Source organism: Paenibacillus sp. J31TS4, from assembly GCF_018403265.1.
GTDB lineage: Bacteria > Bacillota > Bacilli > Paenibacillales > NBRC-103111 > J31TS4.
In genome coordinates this window covers 2,117,262-2,131,545 of the sequence record NZ_BOSI01000001.1, presented here as the reverse complement: position 1 = coordinate 2,131,545, position 14,284 = coordinate 2,117,262, and the positions used below count along the sequence as shown (strand labels likewise).

14 protein-coding genes are annotated in these 14,284 nt (G+C 66.3%); all 14 read left to right on the top strand.

The annotated features are described in order from the left end of the window. Positions 1–117 precede the first annotated feature (117 nt). The 14 genes from KJS47_RS10020 (at position 118) to KJS47_RS09955 (ending at position 14,225) form a co-directional block, all read left to right on the top strand. On the top strand, positions 118–1,131 hold the full coding sequence (locus KJS47_RS10020; protein WP_249716226.1) for an ABC transporter substrate-binding protein: 1,014 nt from the start codon (positions 118–120) through the stop codon (positions 1,129–1,131). Next, positions 1,128–2,168: a FecCD family ABC transporter permease gene (locus KJS47_RS10015; protein WP_213524739.1), complete on the top strand. Its 1,041-nt coding sequence runs from the start codon at positions 1,128–1,130 to the stop codon at positions 2,166–2,168. The genes KJS47_RS10020 and KJS47_RS10015 overlap by 4 nt, the downstream gene beginning before the upstream one ends. Continuing rightward, a complete protein-coding gene (locus KJS47_RS10010) occupies positions 2,165–2,971 on the top strand; it encodes a heme ABC transporter ATP-binding protein (RefSeq protein WP_213524738.1) in 807 nt (268 codons plus the stop codon). Before KJS47_RS10015 ends, KJS47_RS10010 begins: the two co-directional genes overlap by 4 nt. A 151-nt stretch (positions 2,972–3,122) precedes the next feature. After that, complete coding sequence (cobT, locus tag KJS47_RS10005) at positions 3,123–4,187, top strand: nicotinate-nucleotide--dimethylbenzimidazole phosphoribosyltransferase (protein ID WP_213524737.1); 1,065 nt, start codon at positions 3,123–3,125, stop codon at positions 4,185–4,187. Between the two features lie 15 nt (positions 4,188–4,202). After that, positions 4,203–4,799, top strand: a complete 597-nt coding sequence (gene cobU, locus KJS47_RS10000; protein ID WP_213524736.1) for a bifunctional adenosylcobinamide kinase/adenosylcobinamide-phosphate guanylyltransferase — start codon at positions 4,203–4,205, stop codon at positions 4,797–4,799. A 137-nt stretch (positions 4,800–4,936) separates the two neighbouring features. Further along, positions 4,937–6,178: an adenosylcobinamide-phosphate synthase CbiB gene (cbiB, locus tag KJS47_RS09995; RefSeq protein ID WP_249716224.1), complete on the top strand. Its 1,242-nt coding sequence runs from the start codon at positions 4,937–4,939 to the stop codon at positions 6,176–6,178. Continuing rightward, complete coding sequence (cobS, locus tag KJS47_RS09990; protein ID WP_213524735.1) at positions 6,151–6,969, top strand: adenosylcobinamide-GDP ribazoletransferase; 819 nt, start codon at positions 6,151–6,153, stop codon at positions 6,967–6,969. Before cbiB ends, cobS begins: the two co-directional genes overlap by 28 nt. 98 nt (positions 6,970–7,067) lie before the next feature. Continuing rightward, positions 7,068–8,171, top strand: coding sequence for a threonine-phosphate decarboxylase CobD (cobD, locus tag KJS47_RS09985; protein ID WP_213524734.1), 1,104 nt, complete (start codon positions 7,068–7,070; stop codon positions 8,169–8,171). Positions 8,172–8,260: 89 nt separating this feature from the next. Beyond that, positions 8,261–9,877, top strand: coding sequence for a cobyric acid synthase (locus KJS47_RS09980; RefSeq protein ID WP_213524733.1), 1,617 nt, complete (start codon positions 8,261–8,263; stop codon positions 9,875–9,877). Then, positions 9,874–10,452 carry a cob(I)yrinic acid a,c-diamide adenosyltransferase gene (locus KJS47_RS09975; RefSeq protein WP_213524732.1) on the top strand — a complete coding sequence of 193 codons (579 nt, stop codon included), beginning with the start codon at positions 9,874–9,876 and terminating at the stop codon, positions 10,450–10,452. The genes KJS47_RS09980 and KJS47_RS09975 overlap by 4 nt, the downstream gene beginning before the upstream one ends. Continuing rightward, complete coding sequence (locus KJS47_RS09970; RefSeq protein WP_213524731.1) at positions 10,449–11,381, top strand: RluA family pseudouridine synthase; 933 nt, start codon at positions 10,449–10,451, stop codon at positions 11,379–11,381. The genes KJS47_RS09975 and KJS47_RS09970 overlap by 4 nt, the downstream gene beginning before the upstream one ends. A 1-nt stretch (position 11,382) precedes the next feature. Further along, entirely contained in the window at positions 11,383–11,784 is a 402-nt protein-coding gene (locus KJS47_RS09965) for an arsenate reductase family protein (RefSeq protein WP_249716222.1), read from the top strand. Between the two features lie 28 nt (positions 11,785–11,812). Further along, positions 11,813–12,895 carry a site-2 protease family protein gene (locus KJS47_RS09960; RefSeq protein WP_213524730.1) on the top strand — a complete coding sequence of 361 codons (1,083 nt, stop codon included), beginning with the start codon at positions 11,813–11,815 and terminating at the stop codon, positions 12,893–12,895. Positions 12,896–13,019: 124 nt separating this feature from the next. Continuing rightward, the gene (locus tag KJS47_RS09955; protein ID WP_213524729.1) at positions 13,020–14,225 is read left to right on the top strand and encodes an aminotransferase class I/II-fold pyridoxal phosphate-dependent enzyme; all 1,206 of its coding nucleotides are present in this window, start codon (positions 13,020–13,022) and stop codon (positions 14,223–14,225) included. Positions 14,226–14,284: the final 59 nt, after the last annotated feature.

The following is a 14,284-nucleotide window of genomic DNA, read 5'->3' as shown; positions in this document are numbered from 1 at the left end:
TCGGTTTGCTGCACCCTCTATCCAAGGATAGAGGGTTTTTCTTTATGGCAAGACCGCTGTGTCTTCGCTGCGATGTCGTGAGCTCGGGCAGACCAACCAGGGACAGGAGAGACGGACATGATGAAGAAGAACAGATTCAGACAAGCGATAGGCCGGACAGGAGGACTGCTGCTGGCCGGGGCGCTGGCGCTTTCGCTCGCAGCGTGCGGAGGGGGGCAACAGACGCCGTCCCCCTCCGCCGATCCGGCTAGCGGACTCTCGACGCCGGCCAAGGCGCCAAGCGACAGCGGCACCGCTGTCAAGCAGACGGCGTATCCGATCACGGTCAAGGACGCGACCGGCACGGAGCTCGTCTTCGACAAGGCGCCGGAGCGCATTGTGACGATCGCGCCGAGCGAGACCGAGACGGTGTTCGCGGTCGGGGCGGGAAGCAAGGTCGTCGGCGTCGACAAGTGGAGCGATTATCCGGAAGAAGCGAAGAGCAAGCCGAGCGTCGGGGACATGAACACGAACATTGAGGCGCTGCTCGCCACGAAGCCGGACCTCGTTATCGCGCATGACGGTCTACAGCACAAAGTCGTCGAACAGCTGCGGGAGCTGAAGATCAAAGTCTATGCCTCCAATACGAAGACGCTCGACCAGACGATAGAGAAGATCGAGACGTTCGGCCTCGTCTTGAACACGCAGGAGCAAGCGAAGAAGGTAACGGATAAGATGAAGGCGGACCGCCAAAAGGTGATGGACGCTGTTAAGGATGCGCCGAAGAAGAAGGTCTACATGGAGTTTTCCCCGGGCTGGACGGTGGGCGACGGCGAATACTTGAACGAGCTGCTCGCGCTCGCGGGCGGCGTCAATGTTGCGGCCGGCAAGCCGGGCTGGTACAAGGTCGATCCGGAGGCGATCATCCAGGCCAATCCGGAAGTCATCCTGTACGGCAAAGGCAATAACAACGGGATGGGCGACATTCTCGCCGAGCTCAAGAAGCGTCCGGGCTTTGATCAGATCGATGCAATGAAGGCGGGGCGGACCTATCCGATCGACGATAACCTGACAAGCCGCGTCGGCCCCCGCATGACCGAAGCGCTGCTGGAGATGGCCAAGGCGATTCACCCTGACCGGGTGAAGCAATGAGACGAAGGCTTCTCCTCTCGGGAGCCGCGGTTACGGCGCTTCTGCTGCTGACCGCAACCGTGAGCCTCTCGTACGGCTCCGCTCGGGTTCCCGCCGGAGAAGTCTGGCGGATTGTCCTTCATGCCGTCCCGGGGCTCGGCGGATGGATTACACCGGACTGGACGCCGGCTGAGGAGGCGATCGTGCTGACGGTGCGGATGTCCCGCGTCGTTCTGGCCATGGTGGTGGGGGCTGCGCTTGCTCTCGCCGGGGCCGGATTCCAGGCGGTGCTCCGCAACCCGCTGGCCGATCCGTATACGCTTGGCGTCGCGTCCGGAGCATCCGTTGGAGCCGCCTTTCTCATCCTGTTCGGTCTGCAGACGGCGCTTGGCGCATGGACGGTGCCGCTCGTCGCTTTTACGACCGGGATGCTGACCCTTGCCTTCGTCTTCCGGCTCGCCAGCACGCAGGGCAAGGCGGGGCTCGAGACGCTGCTTCTGGCGGGCATCGTCGTGCAGGCCTTCCTCGGCGCGATGGTCTCCTTCATGGTGTCGCTGTCGAACAGCGTCGTCAACGAGATCGTCTTCTGGATGATGGGCAGCCTGTCGATGAGAGGGTGGGGGTTTACCCAGGTGCTGCTCCCCTATCTGGTTGCCGGAGCGGCGATTCTGCTCGGCTACGGGCGGCCCATGAACCTGCTCGCGCTGGGCGAGCGCCAAGCGGCGCACCTCGGCATTCACGTCGAGCGGACCAAGCTGATTGTCCTGACGGTGTCGACGCTGCTGACGGCGGCCGCCGTCTCCGTGACGGGGGTCATCGGGTTCGTCGGCCTCGTCGTGCCCCATCTGGTCCGGCTGGTCGTCGGGCCGGATTACCGGCTCATCCTGCCGCTGTCGCTTTTGACGGGCTCGGTCTACGTGCTCGCGGCGGACACGATCGCCCGCATGGCGCTGAGTCCGAAGGAACTTCCGCTCGGCGTCGTGACAGCGCTGATCGGGGCTCCTTTCTTTGCGTACCTGCTGGCCAAACAGAAGAAGCGGGCGGGGGGAATGAGATGATCGAAGCACACAATCTGGTCAAAGCGTATCGCGGCCGCACGGTCCTGCAGGGCGTCTCCCTGGCGGCCCGGGAGGGTGAGTTCGTCGGCATTCTCGGGCCGAACGGCAGCGGGAAGTCGACGCTGCTCCGTCTCCTGTCGGGCTTCGAGGCGCCGGATGCGGGAACGATCCGCCTCGGCGGCCGTCCGCTTGCATCCTGGACGCGCCGGGAGCTTGCCCGGGCCGTGGCCGTCCTGCAGCAGGAGACGATCCCGTCCGTCGGATTCCCGGTCCGGGACATCGTCGAGATGGGCCGGTTTCCGTACCAGTCGTGGCTCGGCCACGACCCGGAAGGGGAAGCGGTCGTTGGGCGCATCATGGAGAAGCTCGACCTGGCGCCGCTCGCGGACGTGCCGCTCGGCCTCTTGAGCGGCGGAGAGCGCCAGCGGGTCGCGCTGGCCAAGACGATGGCCCAGCAGCCGGCGCTGCTCATGCTCGACGAGCCGACGACGTTCCTCGATATCGGCTACCAGGTGCAGATGATGGATTACGTGCGCGCGTGGCGCGACGAGGAAGGGCTGACCGTGCTGGCGGTGCTGCACGACCTGAACCTGGCCGCGCAGTATTGCGACCGGCTGCTGGTGATGAAGGAAGGGCGGCTCGTCGCCGAGGGCACGCCGCAGGAGGTGCTGACGCCGCAGCGGATCGCCGAAGTATACGGCACGGAGCCGCTTGTCATTCCCCACCCGGCGACCGGCGTGCCGCAAATTCTGCTGCAGCCGGCATTGCCCCGGGGAGGCGCAGGGAGTACAATCGGAACATAAACGAAAAGGGCGAGCCGCCGGCGGAGCCGGCACTGCCCGGCAGGCGGCCCGCGCGGGCCATCACACGAAGAGAAGCAAGAGGCAGCGCCGCCCGGTCCTATCCGGCGGGCGCCGGCCTCTTGTTTCGTTCCATAAAGGAGAGAGACATCGAATGAAGACGCTGCAGCAAATGCTGGATCGTATCCTCCCCCTCTCGGAGAAGGAGATGGAGGCCGCCGGCCGCCGGCTGGACAGCCTGACCAAGCCGCCCGGTAGCCTGGGGAGGCTGGAGGAGATCGGCCGCCAGCTGGCCGGAATCGCGGGTATGGACGTCCTGCTGGGAGAGGAGCCACCCTTCGAGCGCAAGGCCGTGATCGTCATGGCGGGCGACCACGGCGTCTGCGAGGAAGGCGTCAGCGCCTTTCCGGCCGAGGTGACGCCGCAGATGGTGCGCAACATCCTGAACGGAGGCGCGGCGGTCAATGTGCTCGCGCGGCAGGCTGGAGCGGAGGTCGTCTGCGTCGACATCGGAGTCGACGCCGAGCTGGACGATCCGCGGCTCGTCTCGCGAAAAATCCGCAGGGGCACCGGGAACATCGCCCGGGGGCCGGCCATGACGCGGGAGGAGGCCGAACGTGCCGTACTCGCCGGCTGTGAAGTGGTGGCGGACCTCGCGGAGAGAGGCGTCCGGCTGTTCGCGACGGGCGAGATGGGCATCGGCAACACGACGCCGAGTGCCGCGCTGCTGACGGTGCTCGGCGGCATCGGCCTCGGCCAATCGGTCGGCCGCGGCACGGGGATCGACGACGCCCGCTGGCTGCACAAGCAGGAGATCATCCGGCGCGCGATCGAGACGAACCGGCCGGACGCGGACGACCCGCTGGACGTGCTGGCCAAGCTCGGCGGACTCGAGATCGCCGGGCTGGTCGGCGTCATCCTAGGAGCAGCCGCGCATCGCTGCCCGGTCGTCATCGACGGGTTCATCTCCTCGGCGGCCGCGCTCGTGGCGGTCAAGCTGTGCCCGGGGGCGGCGGCTTACCTTCTTGCCTCCCATTTGTCGGGCGAGCAGGGCCACCGTCTGCTGCTCGAGACGCTCCATCTGTCCCCGCTGCTCCACGCCCAGATGAGGCTGGGGGAAGGAACCGGCGCCGTGCTGTGCTTCCCGATCATGGAGGCGGCGGTCGCGGTCATGCGCGAGATGGCGACATTCGAGAGCGCCGGCGTATCGGGGCAGTAGAAGGAGGAGAAGCGGATGATCGTATTGGTGACCGGAGGCGCTCGCAGCGGCAAGAGCGGATTCGCCGAGCGGTACGCGGCCAAGCTGGCGCGGACCGGCTGCTACGTGGCGACCTCGGAGGTGTACGACGAGGAGATGCGCGAGCGTGTCGAGCTGCACAAGCGGCAGCGCGAGGCGTCCGGCTTCGGCTGGACGACGCGGGAGGAGCCGGTCGAGCTGGCCCTACTACTCCGGGAGGCGGAGGAGCGGCGGCTGAAGAGGCAGCGGGCCGGAGCGCCGGCGGACGAGGAGCCAGCCTGGCTCGTCGACTGCTTGACGCTGTGGCTCAGCAACCGGCTGCTCCGCGCAGAGGCGCTGTCCCCGGCGGAGCAGGAGGCGGAGCTGAGCCGGGCGATCGACGAGCTCGTGGCGAGCGTCGAAGGCTTCGGCGGCACACTGCTGCTCGTCACCAACGAGGTCGGCAGCGGCATTGTGCCGGCCTACCCGCTCGGCAGACGGTACCGCGATTGGGCAGGACGGCTCAACCAGCGAATCGCGGCGGTGAGCGACCAGGTTATCCTGGTGACGTCCGGCATCGCCGTCGACCTGAAGCGGCTCGAGTTTCGCCTGTAGCCGGGACGCCGGGGGCGGGAGTAGATAGCCGTTCGTCCCGTCGGGACAAGGGCCGAACGGAGCGGCGGCTTGCGGAGGCTGCCACAGAACCCGGACACGGGAAGAGGAAGTTGGATACATAAGGTGGGACGTGCGGATTGCTGTTATTCACATGGGAAGAAACGCTATGGATGGCGCTTGCGGCCATCGTGCTCGACCGGCTCATCGGCGACCCGCCGTGGCCGACGCATCCGGTCATTTTGATGGGGCGGCTCATCAAGCGGCTAGAGGCGCTGCTGCGCCGGGGGGAGCAGGCTGCCCAAGGGGGAGCTCTCCTTGCCGGAGAGGCGGCGGATAACGCGGAGCCAGAAGCCGGACTTGCGGCAACCGGGCAAAAGGAGCCGCGCGAGAAGGCAGGAGCGGACACAGCCGGGGAGGTACAAAGGGCCAACGCAGCCCAGCGGCAAGAAGCGGCCGCAGCCAAAAGGACTCAGGCAGCGGCCGGGGAGTCAGCCGCGGGACAGGCAGCGCAGCGGGATGCCGCGCGAAGCGGCGCTGCGGGCACGGGCGTGCCCTCGCCGGGTCAGCTGCGCTGGAAAGGGGCGCTGCTCGCCACCGTCACGGTGACGGCTTCGGCGGCATGCGCCTTCCTCCTCGTCTGGGCGGCGCGCTGGCTTCACCCTTGTCTCGGCTATGCGGTGAACACATGGCTCATCGCAGCCACGATCGCGATCAAGGGGCTGAAGGATGCCGCCATGCAAGTCTACCGCCCGCTTGCAAGCGGCGACCTGGCTGAGGCGCGCCGCTATACGGGCTACATCGTCGGCCGGGAGACCGCCCGGCTGGAGGAGCGCGAGCTGACGCGGGCGACGGTCGAGACGGTCGCCGAGAACACGGTGGATGCCGTCGTCTCGCCGCTCGTGTTCGCGCTGCTCGGCGGCGCCCCGCTTGCGATGGCGTACCGGGCGGTGAATACGCTCGATTCGATGGTCGGTTACCGGAACGACCGCTATCTCTACTTCGGCTGGGCATCCGCCCGGCTCGACGATGTGCTGAACTGGGTGCCCGCGCGGCTCACGGGCCTGCTCCTGCCGCTCGCCGCCCTGCTGACCCCGCCCGCCTCGGCGAAGCGCGCCCTGGCCTCCGTCCGCCGGTTCGCCCGGCTGCATCCGAGCCCGAACAGCGGCTTCCCGGAGGCGGCGGTCGCGGGGGCGCTCGGCATCGAGCTCGGCGGGCGCAACGTCTACGGCGGCCGCGTCAGCGAGCGGGCCCGGATGGGATGGCCGCTCGAGGAGCTTCAGCGCGGTCATATTGTGCAGACGGTCCGCCTGCTGGTGCGGGTGAGCCATCTGCTCATGGGGGGGATTCTCGGATGGCTCATCCTACTCGCGATCCGCTGAGCGGCTGGCTGGCGGGACTCGTTGCCGCCTTCCAGTTCCTGTCCCGGCTGCCGGTACGGATCCGCCTGACGTATACGGAAGAGGTGTTCCGGCGCAGCGTCGTGTTCTACCCGCTCGTCGGCGCGGTCATCGGCCTCTTCCTTGCGGGTGGAGGGGCACTGGCAGGCTGGGGGCTCCCGCCCTTTCCGTCCGGCGTGTTCGTCCTCGCACTTTGGGTGGGGCTGACGGGAGCGCTCCATCTGGACGGATTGATGGATACGGCGGACGGTCTGCTCAGCCATCGCTCCCGCGAGCGGATGCTCGAGATTATGAAAGACAGCCGCGTCGGCGCCATGGGCGTCATCGCGGGCGTACTTGTGCTCTTGGCCAAAGCTTCGCTGCTCGTCTCCCTGCTCGACCGCGGTTGGGCGGGCGCCGCTCTGCCGCTGGCGTGCGTGCCGGTCTGGAGCCGCTGGTGGATGGTCGCGTCTATCGCCGGCTGGCCCTACGCCCGCGCGGAAGGGGGCGGCATGGGCGGCCTGTTCCGCGGCGTCACGCTGCGGTCGGCGGCGGCGAGCGGAGCGGCCGCGGCGGCGCTCACCTTCGCGCTGCTGCTCGCGGGCGGCTTCGGCGCAGCCCGGGCAGCGGCCGCCGTCTGCGTCCTGGCCGGGCTGACCGCCGCGGCCGGCTGGCTGCTCAACCGCCGGATCGCAGGCCGGCTCGGCGGGCTGACGGGCGATACGTACGGCGCGGTCAACGAGCTGCTGGAGCTAACGCTGCTGGCCGCTCTCGTGTTGCAGACCGGCGTCTGACCGGAAGCTTGGGCAGGTACGCGGCTGCGGCGCTCAGCGCTCCACGCCCTGAAGGGCGGCAATAACGGGCGGCAGCCTGCAAAAGGAGAGACAACTTAATGCTTGAACAATATGGACACGGCGGTGATCTGCTGACCGCAGAAGAAACCTATGGGCTTCCGCGCGAACGAATGCTCGACTTCAGCTCGAACATGAACCCGTTCGGGCCTCCTCCGGCCGTGCGGGAGCTGCTTCCGGCGTATGCCGAAGAGATCATGCGCTACCCGGACCCGGCCTGCCGGGAGCTGCGGCGCAAGCTGGCCGACGTGCACGGCGTGCCGATGGACGCCATCCTCGCGGGCAACGGCGCCGCCGAGCTCATCGATCTGGCGGTCCGGGTCTGGCAGCCCCGGACGACGGCGCTCGCGCTTCCGTCGTTCTCAGAATACGAGGAAGCGGCGAACAAGGCCGGCTCCCGGCTCGTAGGCCTGCAGCTCCGGGCAGAGGCGGAGTTTCGCCTCGAGCCGCATCATCTGGAGGCCGCCAGCGGCAGCGAAGTGGTTTTCCTCGGCCATCCGAACAACCCGACCGGCCGTCTGCTCGATCCGGCGTACGTCGAGACGCTGCTTGAGGCCGGCTGCCGCGTCATCCTGGATGAGGCGTTCCTCGACTTTACGGCGGAAGAGGAGTCGCTGTCGTTCCTCCGCCGGGCGGCCCAAACGCCGTCGCTTATCGTGCTGCGCTCCGTGACCAAGCTGTATGCGATCCCCGGCATCCGCCTCGGCTATGCCGTGGCGCACCCGGAGACGATCGCCGCAATGAGGACGCTCCAAGTACCTTGGTCCGTCAATTCGCTGGCGCAGCGGATCGGCACAGCCGTGCTGGACGACCCTGCGTATCGGAAGCAGCTTGTCGAGTGGCTTCCTGTGGAGCGGGACTGGTTCGCGGGGGAACTGCGGAAGCTCGGGCTCGAGCCGTTTCCGAGCGCGACGAACTATCTGCTCGTCCGGCTGCCGGCGGCTCTCGGGCACAACGCCCGCAGCCTCCAGGCACAGCTCGGCCGCCTCGGCCTGCTGATCCGCGACGCCTCCCGCTTTCCGGGGCTGGACGACTCGTTTTGCCGTCTGGCGATCCGGTTAAGAAGGGAGAACGAGGCACTGCTCGCGGGGCTTCGGCAGGTGCTGGGCCAGCCGGACGGACCTGGGCACCCGCAGGGTGAATAGCCGGACGGCGGTCTGCGGTGCTTCCGGCCCACAGTGCTTACATACATAGAACAGGCGGCGCTTCATGGCGCCCGCAGAAGGAGACGCTCATGGAACCCAAACGACCCGTCGCACGCGGACGGACGATCATGCTGCAGGGAACGGCCTCCGACGTGGGCAAAAGCGTGCTGACGGCGGCGCTCTGCCGCATCTTCGTGCAGGACGGCTGGCGCGTCGCGCCGTTCAAATCGCAGAACATGTCCAACAATTCGTATGTGACGCCCGACGGACGGGAGATCGGCCGCGCCCAGGGCGTGCAGGCGGACGCCTGCCGCATTCCGGCAACGACCGATATGAATCCGATTCTGCTCAAGCCCAAGGGGGAGATGACGTCCCAGGTCGTCGTGCACGGGAGGCCGCTGCGCGATTACGACGCGAGGAGCTACCGGGAGACGTATCTGCCCCAGGCGGAAGGAATCGTCAAAGAAGCGCTTGCCCGCCTGCGCGCCCGCTGTGACATCGTGGTGATGGAGGGGGCCGGCAGTCCCGCCGAGGTCAACCTCAAGGACCGCGATATCGTCAATATGCGGGCGGCTAGCTGGGCGGACGCGCCCGTATTGCTCGTGGGCGATATCGACCGCGGCGGCGTGTTCGCTTCCCTCGTCGGCACGATGGAAATTTTGACGCCGGAGGAGAGGGAGCGCGTCTGCGGCTTCGTCATCAACAAATTTCGGGGCGACGTCTCTCTGCTCACCCCCGGTCTCGAGTGGCTGGAGCAAAAAACGGGCAAGCCCGTGCTCGGCGTCATCCCGTTCCTGCCCCGGATCGGGCTCGAGGATGAGGATTCCGCCTCGCTCGACGGCAAGCTGAAGCAGCGGGCGCCTCGAAGCGCCGAGGCGCTCGATATCGCCGTCATCCGGTTCGCCCGCCTGTCCAACGTGACGGACATCGATCCGCTGCTTGAGGAGGATGATGTGCAGGTGCGCTTTGTCTCGCAGCTCGAGGAGATCGGGATGCCCGACGCGGTCATTCTGCCGGGCAGCAAGAACACGGTGGACGACCTGAAGCTGCTGAAGGAGTCGGGCCTTGCGGACTGGATCGTCGCCTACGCCCGCGGGGGCGGCTCGGTCGTCGGGCTGTGCGGCGGCTACCAGATGATGGGGCAGCGTCTTCTCGACACTCATTTCGTCGAATCGAACGTAGAGCGAATCGACGGACTGGGGCTTTTTCCGACGGAAACGGTGTTTACGCTGGACAAGCGGACAGAGCCGGCGGTCGGCTTCGCCGACTGCTGGGGTGCCGAGCAGGCGTTTCCGATCGAGGGCTATGAGATCCATATGGGCGTCACCCGGTTCCTGTCTCCGGTCGAGCATCCGTTTCTGCTGAGACGGCGCAAGGATGGAGAATGGAGCGACGATTTTTATCCGGAGGGCGTGCTGGGAGAGGACGGCCGGCTGTGGGGGACCTACCTGCACGGCGTTCTGCACAACGACGCGTTCCGGCGCTGCTGGCTCAACCGGCTGCGGACGGCCAAGGGCTGGCAGGCGGCTGAGGGAACGCTCCGCTTCCGCGAGGGCCGGGAGGCGGCTTTCGACCGGCTCGCCCTGCATGTGCGCGAGCATTTGGACGTGGGCCGCATCTATGAGATGATGGGGCTGGCACCCGTGCACCAGCGGGAGACCGCACGGATGCCGGATTCGACTACAAGACGGGAGGGAACCCGATGAACATTTATACGAGAACGGGAGACGCCGGACAGACGGGTGTCATTGGAGGACGCGTCGACAAGGATGACATGCGCGTCGAGGCGTACGGCACGGTAGACGAACTGAACAGCTTCGTCGGCCAGGCGATGGCGGTGCTGACGAAGCATCGGGAATCGTTCGCCGATCTGCTGGGGGATCTGCTCGAGGTGCAGCACGAGCTGTTCGACTGCGGGCACGATCTGGCGCTGCTGCCGAAGGCGGACCGGCCGTACCAGGTGACGGAAGAGATGACGAAGCGGCTCGAGGAGTGGATCGACAAGTACGATGCCGAGACGCCGGACATTACCCGGTTCATTTTGCCGGGAGGGGAGGAAGGCTCTGCGCTGCTGCACGTCTGCCGGACGGTCTGCCGCCGGGCCGAACGGCGGGTCGTGACGCTTGCCAAGACGGAGGAGACGAACCCGGAGGTGCGGCGCTATTTGAACCGGCTGTCGGACTTCTTCTTCACCGTCGCCCGGCTTGCGAATCACCGGCTCGGCCAGCCGGACGTCTCCTATGCCCGCAGTGCGGAAGTGTTCCGCAACCGGCGCAAATGACGTACTATCCGCCGCTGACTTATCGGGTGCCTCCGGAAGACGAAGGAATCTACCTGCGCACGGTACTGCGTTCCCGGATGGGCATCTCGCGCAAGCTGCTGTCCCGGCTCAAGCTGACGGAGCAGGGCATTACCGTGAACGGAATCCGCCGGTATATCGACATCAAGGTGGCCGCCGGCGACCTGGTGGAGGTCCGGATGGAGGAGGAGCAGTCCGACGACATTCTGCCCGAGCCGATGGAGCTGTCCATTCTCTATGAGGACGAGCAGCTGCTCATCGTCGACAAGCCCGCCGGGATGGTCGTGCATCCGACCCACGGCCATTACGTCCACACGCTGGCCAACGGCGTCGTGCACCACTGGCTGGAGCGGGGGGAGAAGGTACGGTTCCGTCCTGTCCACCGCCTCGACCAGGAGACGTCCGGGGTGCTCGCCATCGCCAAGAACCCGTATGTCCATCAGCATATTTCCGAGCAGATGAAAGCCGGAACGGTGGACAAAGACTACCTGGCGATCGTCTACGGCAATCCCGCCCAGGACGCGGGCACGATCGACGAGCCGATCGACCGGGATCCCGAACAGCCGCATCTGCGCATCGTGACGCCTTCCGGCTATCCGGCGGTCACCCATTACCGCGTCGAGCGGAGATTCGGCGTCGCGGCGCTGCTCGCCGTACGCCTGGAGACCGGGCGGACGCACCAGATCCGCGTCCACATGCAGGCGATCGGCCATCCGCTGATCGGGGACAAGCTGTACAAGCCGAGGAAGGGGGCGACTCCGCTCGCCGGCTTGCCGCTGGACCGGCACGCTCTGCACGCCCACCGGCTGGGACTCGTGCATCCGGGCACGGGCGAACGGATGACGTTTACCGCGCCGCTTCCGCCCGATCTGGAAGCCGTTCTCCTTGAAATAGAGGGGCATTCCCAGTAGAATGGATGGACGCGAACACCAGGATACAGAAGGGAACGAAGACAACATGAAGCTGACCTTTTACGGCTATCCCAAATGCGGCACCTGCCGCAGCGCGCAAAAATGGCTGGAAAGCAAAGGCCACGAGCTGGCTTATCATAATGTGTTCGAGGAGGCTCCGTCCGAGGCGGTGCTGCGCGAGCTGGTCGCGCGGAGCGGCCTTACGCTCCGCAAGTTTTTCAATACGTCGGGCGAAGTGTACAAGGAGCTGAAGCTCAAAGACAAGCTGCCGGAGATGAGCGAGGACGAGCAGTTCGCGCTGCTGGCCTCGAACGGCCGGCTCCTCAAGCGGCCCGTCGTGACCGACGGCACGCGAGTGACGGTAGGTTACAAGGAAGAGGAATACGACCGGGTCTGGTCCTAGCGCATTCGCTCGGGAGGGGAGGACTTGCATGACGCCGAACCAGTCTGGCAGCAGAAAGAGCCCTTGGTGGATGGCCGGCGCCGCGACCGCTTTCGTTCTGGCGAAGCTGAAGGCGCTCCTCCCCCTGTTCAAGGTCGGAACGCTGGGCGGCGCGGTGGTGACGATGGCCTTCTCGGTGTGGACCTATACGCTGATCGCCCCCCTGGAGGTGGCCGTCGGCCTTGTCCTCCTGCTGCTCATCCACGAGCTCGGCCATGCCTGGGCCGCGCGGGTCAAGGGGCTTCCGACGACCGCTCCTGTGTTTATTCCGTTCCTCGGGGCGATCATTAACATGAGGCGGCATCCGCGGGACGCCGCCACCGAGGCGTATATCGCCATGGGCGGGCCGCTGGTGGGCTCCGCGGGAGCGGCGGCCGCCTGGTGGATCGGCTTGCAGTGGAAGAGCCCGCTGTTCATCGCGATGGCCTATATCGGGTGTCTGCTCAATCTGTTCAACCTGCTCCCGATCCGCCCGCTGGACGGCGGCCGGATTGTCATTGCGGTCAGCCGCTGGCTGTGGGGGCTCGGCCTGCTGGCGGGACTCGGGCTCATTCTCTATACGCGGTCGTTCTTGCTGCTCTTGCTCTGGGCGCTGTTCGCCTACGAGCTGTACCGCAAACTGCGCATCCGGCGGGGCAAGGGCAAGCTGTTCACGACAAGCGCGTCCTACGAAATTCCGATTAAGCAGCTGGAGGCCGAAGGGGTGGAGCTGCCTGGCCTGCAGCATCGGCAGCCGCTGGACTTCAGCACCTTCTCCGAGCTGGACGGCAAGCAGAGAGTCATCGTCATCTGGGAGAAGATGGGGCTGAGGGGAAGGCTGACTCTGCCCCGGCAGGGATTGATCCGCCGGGCACGGCTGTCCCACGTGGATTACCGCAGCCGGGAATACGGCCGGTTCCTCGTGCTTCGCTGCACGGTCGAGTATGAACCGTATGAGAATGACGCGTATTATGACGTTCCGTTTCGCAGCCGTCTTGCCTTCGGCGCCGTTTATGCCGGCCTCGCGGCATTCCTGGTCTGGATGCTGCTCCTGCTGAATCGGCTGACCGAAACGCTGCCACCTAAAGGATAAACCCGATTATTGACTTGCTTCCTTAATGATCAACGAGGTAAAAGAAAGCCGCTCGCATCAACAGGCGAACGCCCATGGCGTTCGCCTGTCGGTCTGATCGGCGGGGCAAAGGAGTCGAACGACAATGAAGAATTGGAAACCGTCGGCCCGGCTGGAGAAGATGGGCTCGGCTATTTTTGCGGAGGTGGCGGAATGGAAGGCCGAGGCGGCCCGCTCCGGATGGGACGTCATCGACCTCGGCATCGGCAGTCCGGACCAGCCGCCGTCCGAGGCGGTGCGGGAGGCGCTCTCGCGTGCCGTTCGGGATCCGGGTGTCTATGGATATCCGTCGTCGGAGGGCTCCCCGGCTTTTCGCCGCGCCGTGGCGGACTGGTATGCGCACCGGTTCGGCGTGATGCTGGACCCGGAGAGTGAGGTGCTCGCCTTGATGGGGTCCCAGGACGGGCTCGCCCATCTGGCGATGGCGGTCACCGATCCGGGCGACGTCGCGATCGTGCCCGATCCGGGCTACCCGATCTATCAGGCGGGGCTTGAGCTCGCCGGGGTGACGCCCTATCTGCTGCCGCTCACCGCGGAGAACGGTTTTCTGCCCGACCTGGATGGCATCCCCGCCGATGTGGCGCGCCGTGCGGCCTTCCTGCTCTGCAACTATCCAAGCAATCCGCTTGCGGCGACAGCCGGACTCGACACGTTCGAGCGGCTCGTCCGCTTCGCGCGCGACAACGGCGTGCTTCTCGTCCACGACGCCGCTTACAGCGAGATGGCGTTCGACGGCTTTCGGCCGCCGAGCGTGCTGCAGGTGGATGGGGCGAAGGAGGTCGCCGTCGAATTCCATTCCATGTCGAAAAGCTTCAACATGGCCGGCTGCCGGATCGCGCTCGCCGTCGGAAACCGCGACGCGATCCGTGCCTTGCGGACGTTGAAGTCGAATATCGACTACGGCGTGTTCGAGGCGGTCCAGCAGGCGGCCATCGCAGCGATGGAGGAGGACCGCAAGAGCGATCATAACGTCTCGGCTCTCTATGAAGCGCGCAGAGATCTGCTCGTGAACGGATTGCGTGAGGCAGGGTGGGACGTTCCGACACCGAAGGCGACAATGTTCCTGTGGGCGCCTATTCCGGACGGCTGGACATCTCGACAAATTTCCCGGGAAATTCTGGAGGCGGCCGGTGTCGCTGTCATTCCGGGCGACGCGTTCGGAACGAAGGGCGAAGGTTATGTGCGCATCGCGCTCGTCCAGCCGGAGGACAGGCTGCAGGAGGCGGTGGAGCGGCTCGGCCGCGCCATCGCCTCGTGGAGAGAGGCCGGGCGTTGGCCGGCCAAGCGATAGTAACAGCACTCGGCGCAGAGCCAGCGTTTTCTTCCGTAGGCTCCCCGTGGCTGCGAAGG

Excerpts from the sequence above, each read along its gene's own strand:
- cobD (WP_213524734.1), top strand. The coding sequence starts at position 7,068 with ATGCTTGAACAATATGGACACGGCGGTGATCTGCTGACCGCAGAAGAA.
- KJS47_RS09960 (WP_213524730.1), top strand. The coding sequence starts at position 11,813 with ATGACGCCGAACCAGTCTGGCAGCAGAAAGAGCCCTTGGTGGATGGCC.
- KJS47_RS09975 (WP_213524732.1), top strand. The coding sequence starts at position 9,874 with ATGAACATTTATACGAGAACGGGAGACGCCGGACAGACGGGTGTCATT.
- KJS47_RS10020 (WP_249716226.1), top strand. The coding sequence starts at position 118 with ATGATGAAGAAGAACAGATTCAGACAAGCGATAGGCCGGACAGGAGGA.
- KJS47_RS10015 (WP_213524739.1), top strand. The coding sequence starts at position 1,128 with ATGAGACGAAGGCTTCTCCTCTCGGGAGCCGCGGTTACGGCGCTTCTG.
- KJS47_RS09970 (WP_213524731.1), top strand. The coding sequence starts at position 10,449 with ATGACGTACTATCCGCCGCTGACTTATCGGGTGCCTCCGGAAGACGAA.
- cobS (WP_213524735.1), top strand. The coding sequence starts at position 6,151 with ATGGCTCATCCTACTCGCGATCCGCTGAGCGGCTGGCTGGCGGGACTC.
- cobU (WP_213524736.1), top strand. The coding sequence starts at position 4,203 with ATGATCGTATTGGTGACCGGAGGCGCTCGCAGCGGCAAGAGCGGATTC.
- KJS47_RS09955 (WP_213524729.1), top strand. The coding sequence starts at position 13,020 with ATGAAGAATTGGAAACCGTCGGCCCGGCTGGAGAAGATGGGCTCGGCT.
- KJS47_RS10010 (WP_213524738.1), top strand. The coding sequence starts at position 2,165 with ATGATCGAAGCACACAATCTGGTCAAAGCGTATCGCGGCCGCACGGTC.
- cobT (WP_213524737.1), top strand. The coding sequence starts at position 3,123 with ATGAAGACGCTGCAGCAAATGCTGGATCGTATCCTCCCCCTCTCGGAG.
- KJS47_RS09980 (WP_213524733.1), top strand. The coding sequence starts at position 8,261 with ATGGAACCCAAACGACCCGTCGCACGCGGACGGACGATCATGCTGCAG.
- KJS47_RS09965 (WP_249716222.1), top strand. The coding sequence starts at position 11,383 with ATGGATGGACGCGAACACCAGGATACAGAAGGGAACGAAGACAACATG.